This is a genomic window from Microbacterium sp. R1, assembly GCF_015159725.1.
Taxonomy (GTDB): domain Bacteria; phylum Actinomycetota; class Actinomycetes; order Actinomycetales; family Microbacteriaceae; genus Microbacterium; species Microbacterium oxydans.
Genome location: NZ_JADDUD010000006.1, coordinates 120,996 through 134,361, shown reverse-complemented (window position 1 = coordinate 134,361; position 13,366 = coordinate 120,996). Strand labels below are relative to the sequence as shown.

Here is a 13,366-nt window from a genome sequence, read left to right as displayed (position 1 = left end):
CTCATCATCCCGGACGGGCTCCACTCACTCGACGCCATCGAGGACTCAGTCATCCTCCTGACCGTCGTTAAGAAGCACTGAAGCAGGTTGCGTACGGATCGTGGGAACTCCGCAGTACGGTGCACTTGATCCTCTCGCGCTCATCCATGATGAGCTGATACACGATTCCACCAACAACGCGCTGCGAGAGCAGGGCATGGACCCCATTTACACGGTGGGTGCCGCTGCGCGCGTGGCCGTCATTGGCCAGGCGCCGGGACGCCGCGCGCAGGCAAGCGGGGTGCCGTGGGACGACGCCAGTGGTGCCACCCTCATGCAGTGGCTTGGTGTCACCGAAGGACAGTTCCGAGACCCGGACAATTTCGCTCTCTTGCCGATGGACTTCTACTACCCCGGCCCCGGTCGCAGCGGGTCGGGAGATGCGCCGCCGCGTCGAGGCTTCGCGGCCAGGTGGCATCCGCCGCTCTTCGCGTTGATGCCTGATATTCGTTTGACTTTGTTGATCGGACGCTACGCACAGCAGGCGTACTTGCCGATTGCGAAGACCGCGACGGTACGGAATTATCAGCAGTTTCTTCCTGAGCTGTTCCCTCTAGTGCACCCGTCGCCGCTCAACTTTCGTTGGCACGCGAGGAACCCGTGGTCCGCCGCAGACGTCGTGGAAGATCTCCGTTGGCACATCGAGACCGCGTTGCGGTGAAACCGTTTCTGGGGGTGAATCAATCGCTGATGCCCGCGCACTACATCGGGTCGCGCCGGCCCGTGATGTCCTCCGTTTGGGGGACACCCAGTGGTAATGTCTGTGTGGTAGCTGGGGCTACGCGCGGGGCGTCTGGGGCGCTGCGCCAAACGCAATGAGGCTCTTCCCAGATGAGGGTGTAGGTCGGCCGGGCGCGTCGGTCCGCAGATAGACGTCGAGGTCTCCCGACGATGGAGGTTCCTACGCCATCCATCCGAAAGACCTCGACGTGTCCGACGCTACCCCGCCGGCCGGCTTCGGCCGCCCTGACCTGACCGCCTTCGCGTCTTATCCCAATCGACTCTGATCGGGTCTGCTGATGCTCTCGACGAGAACGCAGCGACATCACAGCCACCCAACCCCGACCGTCCGGGAAGCCGGGGCACGTCACATGGGCTGTGCTGCGGGCGTGTCGAGTGGGTAGTCCAGGGGCGACGCAGGAGCGTCGACGCGACGTGCTGAGAGCTGGTTCCAGTCGAGCGCTAGGACACCGGCTACAGGCATGGCGATAGGTCAGGAACGGCGTCGCTCCCTACGCAGGAGGGAGCGCAGAGTCTCGGCGTTTGCGTAGCCGACCCGTAGCGCGATCTCGGCGGAGGTGAGGTCCGTGGTTGCTGAGAGGTGTCGAGCTCGTTCGGTGCGAAGCCGTTGGACGAAGCCGAGCGGAGTGAGGTTGAGCGCCGCACGGACTCGTCGTTCGAGGGTGCGCCGGCTGGTGCCGAGCGACTGCGCGACGAAGGCGACGTTGAACGGTTCGTCCAGGCGGGCGCGCACGAAGCGTTCGAACTCGACCACGATCGGGTCCTCGTGCCGGAGATGTTCGTAGGCGACGAAGGCCGCCTGCGACGGGCGCTCGTCGATGAGGAGGAGCTTGGCGACATGTTGGGCCAGGTCGGGGCTGATCGATCGCACGAGTGAGAGCGCGAGGTCGATGTGGGCGAATGCGGCGCCGGCGGTGACGAGGTTCCCGTCGACCACGACCATGGTGTCGAGATCGAGGGCGACGGTCGGATAGCGCTTCCGGAACTCCGGCCCCAGGAACCAGCTGGTCGTCGCCCGCCGATGATGCATCCGTCCGGTCTCGGCGACGGCGAACACGCCGGTGCACGCCGCGGCGATCCGGGTGGTCGCCTCGTCGAGGCGCCCGAGCGAGGCGATGACCGAACGAACATCTCGGCTCTGGAGGGCGTCGTGGGTCGCGGCGGCCGTGAGGGTTCCAAGCGCAGGGACGACGACCACGTCGAACTCTCCGGACTCCGACAGCGGGTGGTCCACCGACAGGGTCATCGATGCCGTCGTGGTCACTCGCCGTTTCGGTCCGAGGATGGCGAGTTCGATCGGGTCGATCCGCGGGTCGACCTCGCCGCGGGCTCCGTCGGCCACCCGCACGATGTCGATGATCGACGCGATAGCCGAACCGAAGCAGCCGTCGATCGCGATCAGTCCGATACGCATGACGTAAACAATAGCAATACTGCCGTATACGCCACTCCCCACCGGTCCTCGCTCGTCATACGCTGAACTCGTCCCACGAAGAACCCCGATTTCAAGGAGAGTCCCTCATGTCCACACCCGCATCACTTCCGTATGCCTTCGTCGCCAAGATCGTCGCGGCCGATGGACAGCACGACGCGCTCGCCGATCTGCTCGCCGGCGCTGTCGCACTTGCCAACGAAGAAGTAGGAACGATTGTCTGGTTCGCGGTCAGGACCCACGCCGACACCTTCTGGATCTTCGATGCATTCCCCGACGAAGCCGCTCGCGACGCCCACGCCAACGGCGCCATCGTCGCAGCCCTGATGGCCAACCAGCACCTCCTCAGCGCAGCACCCGAGATCCTGGCGGCCGACGTCCTCGCGTCCAAGCTCCCGTAGTCCGCCAACACACGCGACGATCGCGCCCCGCCGAGCCGTCGCCAGGTGGCGACGCAACGCCATGCTGCGTTGCCGAGCGGTGCGAGGCCTATCGACACACGGACAGGATGCCGGCCGCGAGGGGTCCGTCGCAGAGGAGAGCGACGTCGGTGTCGGGCAGAGCCGTGAGGCCAGCGCATCGCGCGACCACCAGAACCGAACCGCCCCTGACCTGCGTTTCCGCGGGTCAGGGGCCGTTCGCCGGAGCCGCCTGTCGGAATCGAACCGACGACCTAATCACGTCGGCTTTGCGTCTATCGCTTGATGCGCCCACTGGGCGAACGAGCCGCTGACCTGCGCAAACGCCGAGCGTGGGGGACGCCGCCATCCGGTGGTGACCGACGACGACCGACCAGTACCGACCGTTTCACCGGAGCTTGCGGCGGCGTCGAAGCCGAGCAACACCGCTCCCTCCTCCTCGCCGGTCCCGTCGTCGTCGAAGACGTTTCAGGGGTCTTCTCAGATGACGGTGTAGGTCGGCCGGGCGCGTCGGTCCGCAGATAGACGTCGAGGTCTCCCGACGATGGAGGTTCCTTCGCCATCCATCCGAAAGGCCTCGACGTGTCCGACGCTACCCCGCCTGCCGGCTTCGGCCGCCCTGACCTGACCGCCTTCGCTCGACTCGACGGCCTCGGTCTGAGCGTGACCGGACAACGACTTGAACCGGATCGTGCGGTCCTCGCGTGCCGCGTGATGGAACCAGATCAGTGGTGCCGACGGTGCGGCAGCGAAGGCGCTGCTCGTGACACCGTGATCCGGCGGTTGGCCCATGAGCCGCTGGGCTGGCGACCGACCGTGCTGGAAGTTGTAGTGCGCCGCTACCGCTGTGCCGACTGCGGACACGTGTGGCGCCAAGACACCAGCGCCGCGGCGGAGCCACGCGCGAAGCTCTCGCGCACCGGGCTGCGGTGGGCGCTGGAAGGGATCGTGGTCGCACACCTCACCGTCGCCCGTGTCGCCGAGGGACTCGGGGTCGCGTGGGACACCGCCAACAACACGGTCCTGGCTGAAGGCAAGCGGCTGCTGATCAACGACCCCACGCGGTTTGAGGGCGTGAAGGTCATTGGCGTCGATGAGCACGTCTGGCGCCACACCAGGCGTGGCGACAAGTACGTCACCGTGATCATCGACCTCACCCCGGTCCGCGATGGCGCCGGCCCAGCAAGGCTGCTGGACATGGTCGAGGGCCGGTCGAAGGCGGCGTTCAAGACCTGGCTCGCCGACCGCGACGACGCCTTCCGTGACGCGGTCGAGGTGGTCGCGATGGACGGCTTCACCGGGTTCAAGACCGCCGCTGCAGAGGAGATCCCGGACGCGGTCACGGTGATGGATCCCTTCCACGTCGTGCGCCTGGCCGGTGACGCCCTCGACAGGTGCCGGCGCCGGGTCCAACTCGCGATCCACGGGCACCGTGGGTTCAGGGACGACCCGCTCGACAAGTCGCGGCGCACGCTGCACACCGGCGCGGACCTGCTCACCGACAAGCAGAGCGACAGGCTACGCGCGCTGTTCGTTGATGACGCTCACGTCGAGGTCGAGGCGACCTGGGGTGTCTACCAGCGCATGATCGCCGCCTATCGCCACGAGGACCGGCAACGTGGGCGCGAGCTCATGGAGAAGCTGATCACCGACCTCAGCGCCGGCGTCCCCAAGGTGCTCACCGAGCTCACCACCCTGGGCCGGACCCTGAAGAAGCGAGCCGCTGACGTGCTCGCCTACTCCGAACGACCCGGCACCAGCAACGGGCCGACCGAGGCGCTCAACGGACGGCTCGAACACCTGCGCGGCTCCGCACTCGGGTTCCGCAACCTGACCAACTACATCGCCCGAAGCCTGCTCGAGACCGGCGGCTTCAGACCCCAACTCCTACACCCCCGATTGGGATGAGCCATCAATCAGAAGTTGGATCCGAGGAGTCAACCTCCCGCCGATGGCACTCCGACCCGCGGCAGCGAGGCCGGTTCCGACGGCAGGAAGCGTCTCTGACGTCGGGAAGGAACCATCGTGTTCGTCGCTTGGCGTGACCTCCGATTCGCTCGTGGCAGGTTCGTGCTCATCGGATCGGTCGTGGCGTTGATCACCCTGCTCGTGGGTTTCCTCGCCGGCCTGACTGGCGGGCTCGCCGCGCAGAACGTGCCGGCCGGACCGGCCTCCGTTTCGGTCGTCTCGGCGACGATAAAGCTTGTGTTGGGTTGAGTGAGGCGATACCGGATGAGACTGCGATTAGCGTCGATCACGCCTCACGCGGAGAGGTCAGTGCCGGACCGTCAGATTGGATCGGATCGAGTTGGAGGGCTCGATACAACTGAGATTCATTCGTGAAGCCAGCGCTCTTGGCCACCCGGGGCATAGTTAGGTCCGGATACCTTCCCATCAAGCGTTTGGCGCGGCGCAAACGGATGTCGCGGAGCTGCTCGGAAAATCGACTGGCGTGTTCAGCAAAGGCGCGGTGAAGCGTCCGAACTGAGACATGCAATTCGGAGGCTATATGCTCGGCGCGGAGTCCTGGGTGTGACGCTAGTCGTTCCAGGAGGTCAAGAGCGCGCATGTACGTGTCCGATTCCTGCCGACGATGTTCACCAAGCGCTGACATGAGTATTGCTGAGGCTAGCTCCGGTACGGCGGGGCTGAATAAGTGCACATTGGGTGTTTCGGAGAGGGTGCGGCCGAAGGAGGTTATGAAGGCCGACCCGGCGGTTTCCGGACCGGTCAGCTGAAATTGATGAGCCGTGTAGTCCGAAGGGTTTGATAACGCTCTCGACTCCATGAGCTGTGCAGCTCGGACTTCGAGGACTACCTGCTCATATGGCTTCTCTGCGCGCAAGACGAACGGCTCGGCACTGTCGTAGATGACTACGGAACCAGGGAGAGCCGTTGCTACTCGCCCGCCCTGCTCTACTGCGATCGACCCGCGAGTCTGGAACAGGAAGTAGAAATAGTGGTCCGTTTCGGTTCCGGTGGCGAGCTGTGTTCGGGAGCGTCGTGCCGTCTCCGCGCCAGCTATCTTGTACGAGATCGAGAAATCTTCAAAGGTCTGAAGGCGAATGCTGCCGTAGAAGTTGGGCGCAAGCGGGTCGGTTTGCACTTTTACATATGCGCGTTCACGTGCTTGGCGCCAGTAGTCGACCACCGCATCGGTCGGGGCGTTCTTTGTTGACCAGGATCGCACGGGGTGACGCGGTGCACGTTCCTGGTTGTCCACGCTGGTCCTCCTCTACTCGATCGTTGCGGTTCACCTCAGCAGAGCGCGGCGGCCGGACTGGTCCGGTCGCCGCGCTCGGTTTGCTTTACGCCGAGATCAGCCCGTGAGGGTCGATGATGTACTTGTTCGCTGAACCCTGGTCGAAGGTCTCGTAGGCGCCGACGGCGTCGTCGAGGCTGATCACCTTCGTGTTCATCATGTCGCTGAGGTACGGCATGCGGTCCCAGAGGATGGACATCATGAGGTCCCTGTTGTAGCTCATGATGGGTGCCTGTCCGGCGGAGACCCGTGGGGACTTGATCCAGACCTTGCCGAAGTCGAGCGGGAACGTTCCTTCCTGCCCTTCCTTGGTGTCGGCGAGCGGGTCGGGCCCGTAGATGCCGATGACGCCCGTTGCGCCGCCGGCGCGGGTTGCGGCAAGGACCTGGTTGATTGCGGCCTGCGGCTGCAGTTCGTGGGCTTCGTGTCCGATGCCGTGGGCTTCGGAGCCGACGTAGTCGACGGCGCAGTCGACCTCGGGGGCGCCGAGGATGGCTTCGATTTGGTCGGCGAGGGGGATCTCCTGGCTGAGGTCGATGGTCTCGCAGCCGTTGCGCTTGACGAGGTCGAGTCGTTCCTTGTCGTAGTCGCCCACGATGATGGCGGCGGCGCCGATGAGGCGTGCTGCTGCTGCTGCTGCACGTCCGACGGGTCCGGCGCCGGCGATGTAGACCGTCGAGCCGACCTTCACGCCGGCTTCCATGAGGCCGTGGAACGCGGTGGGGAGGACGTCCGAGAGGAGCGCGAGGTCGCGGATCTTCTCCATCGCTGCGTCGTTGTCGGGGAACTTGAGCAGGTTGAAGTCGGCGTAGGGGACGAAGAGGTATTCGGCCTGGCCGCCCTGGAAGTCGCCGAGGTTGAAGCCGTACGCCCCGCAGTGCACCTGCGGGTTGACGGTCTGGCAGACGTCGGTGCGCCCGTTCTTACAGTTCCGGCAGCGGCCGCATGCGACGTTGAACGGCACGGAGACGAGGTCGCCGGGCTGGATGAACTGCACGTCGGATCCGACCTCGACGACCTGACCGGTCATCTCGTGCCCCATGACCATTCCCTGCGGGACAGGGAACGAACCACGGTAGATGTGCAGGTCGCTGCCGCAGATGTTCGTGGCGACGATGCGCACGATGACGCCGTGAGGTGCCTTCGTCCCGTTCGGCATCTGGAGCTTCGGGAAGTCCAGGCTTTCCAGGGTGAGCTTGGTGGGGCTGTCGAAAACGATTGCCCGGTTGGTTTCTGGCATGTCCTTCTCCTCGCTGATTGGCCCGCTTCTGCTCCTGACGTGGGCGCAGCGGGCTGCACCTCACACTGGCACAGTATCCTCAGCTCGGTCCGGCGTTTTGCGTCATGACTCGGGCGTTTTGCGCCAGGTTCGCGCCGGCCGCTCGAAGGCGGGTGGATCAGCTGCGCCGGTCAGTACGATCTGGTCATGACTTCGTCTGATTCTTCACCCGCCGCCGACGCGCAGGTTCGGGATCCTCGTCGGGGAGGTCGCAGATTTCGATCAAGGAAAAGCGAGCGGCCAAGCGCGAAAAGCGCGAACCCGACGTCTTCCTCAAGCCGCGCAAGGGAGCGAGCCGCTGATCGGCTGACCGGGGGACCCCTTGGGTGCGAGGAGTTCCCCGGTCGCAACCGACCGCTCGCAACCGTTCAGGAGCAGGATGCAACCCTCGACAGTGTTCACCATCGGTCACTCCACACACCCGATCGAGGAGTTCATAACGCTGCTCGAAAACAACGGCGTGCAACAACTCATCGATGTCCGAACGGTTCCCGGCTCCCGACATAACCCGCAATTCGGCGCGCAGGCGCTCGAACAGAGCTTGACGGACGCAGGCCTGCAGTACGCGCGGATGGAAGAACTCGGCGGTCTCCGCCACACCCCAGTGAACGTCGAGAGCATCAACGGCGCCTGGCGCAACAAAAGCTTCCGCAGCTACGCCGACTACATGCAAACCGAGCCCTTCGCGCGTGGAATAGACCGTCTGATCGATCGAGCAAAAGAGAAGACTGTGGCGATCATGTGCGCGGAAGCGGTCCCGTGGCGCTGCCACCGGTCTCTCATCGCGGATGCGCTGCTCGTTCGCCACATTTCTGTGAAGGACATCATGAGCGCCACCTCCACCAAACCCCACACACTCACGTCGTTCGCGTCGGTGGACGGGCAGCGGGTCTGGTACCCGCCCACTAACCTGGAAGGGCAACCGTAGGCATAGCGAGCCTCTCGCCGATGTGACCGAGTTGTCATCCCGAGAATGGATGTCGTCCACCATGGGCACACTGCACTACGGCGGGTCGGAAGCGCCGATCCACATCGAGGAACGTGCCCTCGTTCACCTCAAAGTGATCGTCGCCACCAAGCTCCGCCGCAACGAGTCCTTCACCCTGTCCTGGCGCCATCCAGAAGGGGACCCTGAAGGGCGCAGCACCATCTGGTTACACCCGTCGATCCCACTGCAATTCACCTTCGATGAGCTCGAACCCCCGCAACTCAACCTGCAATGGATCCACGCGCTGATGGAGTCAGCCAACAGCTCCGGAGGCATCACGTTCCTCGAGGAAGTCCTGGAAACACCCACAGGATGACCCCCACTCGAGTGGGAACGACACTACGCGGGCCCGCCTTGCGTATTGCGCGTTAAAGACTCTCTAGTCGAGGGGCAGCCCTCTCGAAACGATGAGTTCCCCAGAACCGAGGCTCCGAGAGGGCTCGTCACAGAAACGTGACATCGCCTCGTTGCGTGTGGCGTAGCGCCCCAGACGCTCCGCAAGTAGCCCCAGCTACTAACCAAACGTTACCATCCCTGTCCCCCAAAAGGTGGGCATGGCGGCTTAACTGCAGCGGCGCGGCGTTTGCTACAGGCAACTTACCGCAGTGACTCGCCCCGGTGTGTCCGGAGACAGGATTCCTTGGAAGGATCTGTCTTATCGGACGTCCCAGTAAGTATCCGCGCGAGCTTCGTGAGCGCGCTGTCCGTATGGTCGCCGAGGTGCGATCCGATTATCCGAGCGAGTATGCCGCGATGACTGCGGTCGCGCAGATGCTCGTGATCGGGTCGCCGGAAACGATCCGCACCTGGATCCGCCGGGAGCAGGTCGACGCGGGCGACCGGCCCGGTGTGACGACTGACGCGACAGTGGAGATCAAGCGCCTCAAGCGGGAGAACGCCGAGTTGCGGCGGGCGAACGAGATCTTGAAGGCGGCTTCGGCTTTCTTCGCGGCCGAACTCGACCGGCCACACAAGCGATAGTCGACTTCATCGACGAACACAAGGACCGCTGTCCAAGCAGCGGATGCAGGAATTGGCGCGATCATTCGCGATCGAATCAAGACGATTGGCCCGGCAGCGACTGCCCTCGCGAACCTTGCAGCTCTTCTCTGGCTTCTGCTGCTGTAGCGACCGCGCCGACCCCAAGATCCGTGCACCGAAGTCAGCTCGACGTAGGGAATCCCCTACATATCTGGGGTGACGAGTGAGGTCAGCAACCCGCTCACAAGTCCGGGCAGATATCGCCCTCCTGCCGTGAAGCGGGGTTAACGTGGGCGTATGCCGGTCTCATCCGCAGTCACACGCAGCGGGTCACTTGAGCCGACGGCAAGAGATGCGTTATGTCGAAGGAACTGAGCAAGAAACGCTCACGGTCAGCAGCTGGCCGCCTGAGCCGTGAACTCATCGTCGAGACGGCGTTGGAACAGATTGACCGTTCGGGCGCCCAGGGGTTGTCGATGCGCTCCCTCGCCCAAGAGTTGGGTGTCGAGGCAATGTCCCTATACCGATACGTGCATGGGCGAGAGGATCTCCTGGAGGGTGTGATCGCTCTGCTCCTCGGCAGGCTGACCTCAAACCTGGATGACGAGCTAGCCGAGCATTGGCAAGGGTTCCTGCAGGACGTTGCCCACAAGGTGCGGCAGATCGCGATCGATCATCCTCACGCGTTCCCTCTGGTCGCTACACGGCATCCTGCCGCCCCGTGGCTGCGTCCCCCGTTGCGCAGCGTCGAAGTCGTGGACATGTTCCTCCGCACCCTTCTCGGTCATGGCTTCACCGACGCTCAAGCGGTCGACGCGTACCGCGCGTTCAGCAGCTTTCTGCTCGGCCAGCTCCTCCTGGAGTCCGCGGTGCGCGGGGCCGAAACCGGTCCTGTGGAAGAGCCCCTGGATGAAGGGGACGCGGACATCCCCGAGCGCGACGGCCAGGTCGGTTTGCACGATGCACCGGAGGTGCGGAGGTTGCGGTCCTTGCTCAGCGAGGACCGCTCCGATGAGGAATTCGAGGTGTCGCTCGAGGTTCTTCTCGACCGCCTCAACCGAGACATGACCCAATAGCCCTGCGGCTCCACGAGTGCGGTCGCATCTTCCGCCTCCGCGCCGCGGGTCCGGTGATGGGTTACTGTTTTCCGAGCTCACCCTGATCCGTGTCGTGGGCGTCCGCGTCGTTCGCGTCCGCTTGTTCGCGGAGCTGGCGGCCCTGCTCAATGTCCTTCTGTTCCTTCTCGGCGGCCTTATCGCTCTTGCGGGTGTCGCGGGGAGGGAGCTGGATGTCCTCCTCCGCAGCGATTCCGGCCTGCAGCTGGCGTCCGCGCTCGAGCTCGGCGTCGAATTCCGCACCAAAGAGCAGGGCAAGATTCGCGATCCACAGCCAGAGCAGGAAGATGATGATGCCGGCGAGAGAGCCGTAGGTGCGGTCGTAGTTGGAAAAGTTCCCGACGTAGAATCCGAATGCGAGCGTGGCCAGAGCGAGGACGATGATCGCGAGGAGGGCGCCGATGCTGATCCACCGGAACTTGGGCTGCTTCGCGTTCGGGGTGGCGTAGTAGAGGATCGCGACGACCAACACCACGATGAAGGCGAGCAGAGGCCACTTGGCGATGGACCAGATCGTTTGGGGAACGTCGCCGATGCCGAGGGCATCGCCGATCGCTTTGGTGACGTCGCCGGAGACGACGAGGATGATCGCGGCGAGAACGAGCAGCACGATGATGATGACTGTGACCAGCAGCTGGGCGGGCTTCAGCTTCCAAAACGGCCGGCCCTCCTCGATCTCATAGATCCGGTTCATCGCACGGCTGAACGCGCCCACGTAGCCGGATGCCGACCAGATGGCCAGCAGGATACCGGTGATGAGAGCGAAACCGGCACCCGGAGACTCGGCGATCTGCTCGATCGGCCCACGGATCGTGTCGACCGTGTCACCGGGAGCGACCTGCTCGATGATTCCCAGCACTGCGTCGCTGGCGGCTTTTCCCTGCCCGACAACACCCAGTAGAGAGAAGATCGCAATCAGGCCCGGGAAGAGCGACAGCACCGCGTAGTACGTCAGCGACGCGGCGATGTCGGTGCATTGATCGGAAGAGAACTCGCGGATCGTTTTCCGCAACACGTACTTCCAGGACCTCTTGTGCAGATCGTCCGGGGAGTCGGGCTTGCTGGTGGATTCGGGGTCCGGGGCGTTGCGTTCGGTGGAGGGGGCTTTGCTGCTCATCGCGAGTCCTTCATCGTGGGGGGCGGGCCCGTCTCATGACGGGCCCGCCCGATCCGTGTAGGTCAGTTGTCGGAGATGTTCTCGCGAGCGTGCTGAGCCTGGTCTTTCACTTCACCGGCGGCGTTCTGTGCTTCATCCTTGACCGTGGAGACGGAGTCCTGCGCCGATTCCTTCACGGATTCGACGGAGGCCTGCACGGGCTCTTTCAGATGCTCGCCGACTTCCTTCGCGACGTCTGTGACCTCGTCCACCAGCGGCTGCGCCTGCTCCTTCACCGTGGCAGCGAGATCCTTCTCTTTCGACGATGCAGGGATCAGCGAGGCGACGACCAGACCGGCACCGAAAGCGATCAATCCGACCGCGAGCGGATTGCCTTCCGCTTTGGCCACGGCGCGGTCCTTCACGTCGCCGACGTGAGATCCAGCGCCCGACAGTGAGGAGCCGGCGTCGTCTGCGGCGCCCATCACACGCTCCCGCACGGAGCCGAAAACTCCGCGGACCTTGTCGATCTGCCGGTCCACGATCTTCGACGGCGAGACCTTGTCGGCCAGCGCGTCCACATCCATGCCGAGGTCTTGGCGGGTCCGCTCGATGTCGGCGCGGATCTCATCGGGTGAATCGCTCATCGGTTCTCCTCATTTCTCTTCAGCGTTTCGGGGATCTCTTTGAGGGTGTCCACGGTTTGCGGGGCGCCCTTGACTTGCTTGAACTGAGTCCGTCCCACCAGGAACAGGATCGCGGCGATAATCGCCCAGAGAACGGCGACGACGACGCCAGACCAGCCTCCGCCAATCAGGGTCCCCAGTGCCCACCACAGTGCGACAGACAAGAAGAACACCGCCATCAGCCCTCCGTAGCCGGCGGCACCCATGAGGCCTGCGCCCTTGGCGGACTTGGTTGCCGAGTCCTTCAACTCCGCTTTGGCGAGCGTGACCTCTTGGCGCATGAGCGTCGAAATGTCACGGGAGACCTCGCCCAGCAGATCTCCGATAGACGTCGACGCGGCCTTCGCCTCAGACGGCGTTGGGTCGGTCATAGCCGCCCTCCCCGAGAAGATCCGGACGGCTAGAAGCCGTCTGTGTGTAGACGGGGGTGCCGCCCGCGCCGAGGTCGTTCACGACAGGGACAGGTACCGAGGGGTCCGGGTGCACCTGCTGCGGCGGCGACACTGGTGCCGATGAGGCGTTTTTCTCGTCCGACGCGTTCGCGGCGAGAGCGCGAGTGAGGCGGCCGACGACGATTCCGCCGATCGCTGCGGCGAGGATGAACGTGCCCGGCTTGCGGCGGGCATAACGCTTGACTTCCGTGAGCACGGAACCGGGATCGCGGTCACCGAGCCACGTCGCGGCTGCGGACAGGCGACCCGAGACTTGCTGGACCAGATCGCTGGCGACGCCGCTGCCGTCGGAGTTAGTGGCCATGGAACCGAGTTCGTCGCTGACCGAGCGAAGACCTCCCGCGAGGCGCTGCTGCTGCGTGTTGGCCTGCTCCGACAGCTCCCGCTGGGTCTGCGCGTACAGATCCTTCGCCTGAGTCTTCGCCTCCCCGACGACAGAAGCCGCTTCATCCTTGGCCGTACCCAGAACATCCTTCGCCTGCGACGTGGCCGTGTCTTTCAGGTCAGAGGCTTCCTGCTTGGCAGCGTCCACCTTGCCTGAGGAATCCGGGGATCGTACGTCCGAGCCGCTCGGGCTGGTCGTCTCATAGTTGTCCGACATTAGTGCTCCTCTCGCGGACCGATCAAACCGATCGGTGAATCCTGTTGTAGACCCCCGCACCCGACTTCATCAGGACCCTTGCACCGAGCAGCCTTACGGTGTACACGGCCCGCCGGATCTCGAACAACGCCAGAGCCGGAGCCTTACTATGTAAGGTCGCATACAGTACGCCTCTATCTCCGGGAGGACAACCACCTCCCTGCTCACACGTCGTCGGCCTACTTTCTCCGTATGACCAGCAACGACTCGAACGAGTATCGGGAGCCCGGCGCGCC

At 64.2% G+C, this 13,366-nt stretch carries 13 protein-coding genes and 2 pseudogenes; 8 read left to right on the top strand and 7 right to left on the bottom strand.

Annotation, left to right across the window (positions count from 1 at the left end):
* Positions 1 to 100 precede the first annotated feature (100 nt).
* Positions 101 to 700 carry a uracil-DNA glycosylase family protein gene (locus ILP86_RS18755; RefSeq protein ID WP_248539683.1) on the top strand — a complete coding sequence of 200 codons (600 nt, stop codon included), beginning with the start codon at positions 101 to 103 and terminating at the stop codon, positions 698 to 700.
* A gap of 552 nt (positions 701 to 1,252) precedes the next feature.
* On the opposite strand, the gene ILP86_RS18750 is transcribed toward ILP86_RS18755, so the two are convergent.
* Positions 1,253 to 2,194 carry a GlxA family transcriptional regulator gene (locus ILP86_RS18750; RefSeq protein WP_193762646.1) on the bottom strand — a complete coding sequence of 314 codons (942 nt, stop codon included), beginning with the start codon at positions 2,192 to 2,194 and terminating at the stop codon, positions 1,253 to 1,255.
* A 107-nt stretch (positions 2,195 to 2,301) separates the two neighbouring features.
* Here ILP86_RS18750 and ILP86_RS18745 point away from each other — a divergent pair, with 107 nt between their 5' ends.
* The 3 genes and pseudogenes from ILP86_RS18745 to ILP86_RS18735 all read left to right on the top strand — a co-directional run.
* Positions 2,302 to 2,613, top strand: coding sequence for a putative quinol monooxygenase (locus ILP86_RS18745; protein WP_027020518.1), 312 nt, complete (start codon positions 2,302 to 2,304; stop codon positions 2,611 to 2,613).
* A gap of 600 nt (positions 2,614 to 3,213) precedes the next feature.
* Positions 3,214 to 4,539 (top strand): ISL3-like element ISPfr2 family transposase, encoded by a 1,326-nt coding sequence (locus ILP86_RS18740; protein ID WP_193762645.1) that lies wholly within the window; start codon positions 3,214 to 3,216, stop codon positions 4,537 to 4,539.
* 117 nt (positions 4,540 to 4,656) lie between these two features.
* Positions 4,657 to 4,794: pseudogene (locus tag ILP86_RS18735) on the top strand (ABC transporter permease); the annotation flags it as partial.
* A gap of 91 nt (positions 4,795 to 4,885) precedes the next feature.
* Here the strand turns inward: ILP86_RS18735 and ILP86_RS19960 are convergent.
* Entirely contained in the window at positions 4,886 to 5,854 is a 969-nt protein-coding gene (locus ILP86_RS19960; RefSeq protein WP_193762644.1) for a helix-turn-helix domain-containing protein, read from the bottom strand.
* Positions 5,855 to 5,939: 85 nt separating this feature from the next.
* Positions 5,940 to 7,133 carry an alcohol dehydrogenase catalytic domain-containing protein gene (locus ILP86_RS18725; RefSeq protein WP_193762643.1) on the bottom strand — a complete coding sequence of 398 codons (1,194 nt, stop codon included), beginning with the start codon at positions 7,131 to 7,133 and terminating at the stop codon, positions 5,940 to 5,942.
* Positions 7,134 to 7,566: 433 nt separating this feature from the next.
* Here ILP86_RS18725 and ILP86_RS18720 point away from each other — a divergent pair, with 433 nt between their 5' ends.
* The 4 genes and pseudogenes from ILP86_RS18720 (at position 7,567) to ILP86_RS18705 (ending at position 10,217) form a co-directional block, all read left to right on the top strand.
* The gene (locus tag ILP86_RS18720; RefSeq protein WP_308431981.1) at positions 7,567 to 8,100 is read left to right on the top strand and encodes a DUF488 domain-containing protein; all 534 of its coding nucleotides are present in this window, start codon (positions 7,567 to 7,569) and stop codon (positions 8,098 to 8,100) included.
* Positions 8,101 to 8,161: 61 nt separating this feature from the next.
* Entirely contained in the window at positions 8,162 to 8,476 is a 315-nt protein-coding gene (locus tag ILP86_RS18715) for a hypothetical protein (protein ID WP_193762652.1), read from the top strand.
* 341 nt (positions 8,477 to 8,817) lie between these two features.
* Positions 8,818 to 9,167 (top strand): annotated as a pseudogene (locus ILP86_RS18710) (IS3 family transposase); the annotation flags it as partial.
* Positions 9,168 to 9,500: 333 nt separating this feature from the next.
* Positions 9,501 to 10,217, top strand: coding sequence for a TetR/AcrR family transcriptional regulator C-terminal domain-containing protein (locus ILP86_RS18705; protein ID WP_179516251.1), 717 nt, complete (start codon positions 9,501 to 9,503; stop codon positions 10,215 to 10,217).
* A 61-nt stretch (positions 10,218 to 10,278) separates the two neighbouring features.
* Here the strand turns inward: ILP86_RS18705 and ILP86_RS18700 are convergent, their stop codons facing one another.
* From ILP86_RS18700 to ILP86_RS18685, 4 genes are all read right to left on the bottom strand, one after another.
* Positions 10,279 to 11,373, bottom strand: a complete 1,095-nt coding sequence (locus ILP86_RS18700) for a YihY/virulence factor BrkB family protein (protein WP_193762640.1) — start codon at positions 11,371 to 11,373, stop codon at positions 10,279 to 10,281.
* Between the two features lie 62 nt (positions 11,374 to 11,435).
* The gene (locus ILP86_RS18695) at positions 11,436 to 11,999 is read right to left on the bottom strand and encodes a DUF3618 domain-containing protein (RefSeq protein ID WP_137771927.1); all 564 of its coding nucleotides are present in this window, start codon (positions 11,997 to 11,999) and stop codon (positions 11,436 to 11,438) included.
* Positions 11,996 to 12,409, bottom strand: coding sequence for a phage holin family protein (locus ILP86_RS18690; protein WP_127011783.1), 414 nt, complete (start codon positions 12,407 to 12,409; stop codon positions 11,996 to 11,998). Before ILP86_RS18690 ends, ILP86_RS18695 begins: the two co-directional genes overlap by 4 nt.
* Positions 12,387 to 13,091: a hypothetical protein gene (locus ILP86_RS18685; protein ID WP_127011784.1), complete on the bottom strand. Its 705-nt coding sequence runs from the start codon at positions 13,089 to 13,091 to the stop codon at positions 12,387 to 12,389. Before ILP86_RS18685 ends, ILP86_RS18690 begins: the two co-directional genes overlap by 23 nt.
* Positions 13,092 to 13,366 lie beyond the last annotated feature (275 nt).

Excerpts from the sequence above, each read along its gene's own strand:
- ILP86_RS18690 (WP_127011783.1), bottom strand. The coding sequence starts at position 12,409 with ATGACCGACCCAACGCCGTCTGAGGCGAAGGCCGCGTCGACGTCTATC.
- ILP86_RS18715 (WP_193762652.1), top strand. The coding sequence starts at position 8,162 with ATGGGCACACTGCACTACGGCGGGTCGGAAGCGCCGATCCACATCGAG.
- ILP86_RS18750 (WP_193762646.1), bottom strand. The coding sequence starts at position 2,194 with ATGCGTATCGGACTGATCGCGATCGACGGCTGCTTCGGTTCGGCTATC.
- ILP86_RS18725 (WP_193762643.1), bottom strand. The coding sequence starts at position 7,133 with ATGCCAGAAACCAACCGGGCAATCGTTTTCGACAGCCCCACCAAGCTC.
- ILP86_RS18745 (WP_027020518.1), top strand. The coding sequence starts at position 2,302 with ATGTCCACACCCGCATCACTTCCGTATGCCTTCGTCGCCAAGATCGTC.
- ILP86_RS18700 (WP_193762640.1), bottom strand. The coding sequence starts at position 11,373 with ATGAGCAGCAAAGCCCCCTCCACCGAACGCAACGCCCCGGACCCCGAA.
- ILP86_RS18705 (WP_179516251.1), top strand. The coding sequence starts at position 9,501 with ATGTCGAAGGAACTGAGCAAGAAACGCTCACGGTCAGCAGCTGGCCGC.
- ILP86_RS18695 (WP_137771927.1), bottom strand. The coding sequence starts at position 11,999 with ATGAGCGATTCACCCGATGAGATCCGCGCCGACATCGAGCGGACCCGC.
- ILP86_RS18685 (WP_127011784.1), bottom strand. The coding sequence starts at position 13,091 with ATGTCGGACAACTATGAGACGACCAGCCCGAGCGGCTCGGACGTACGA.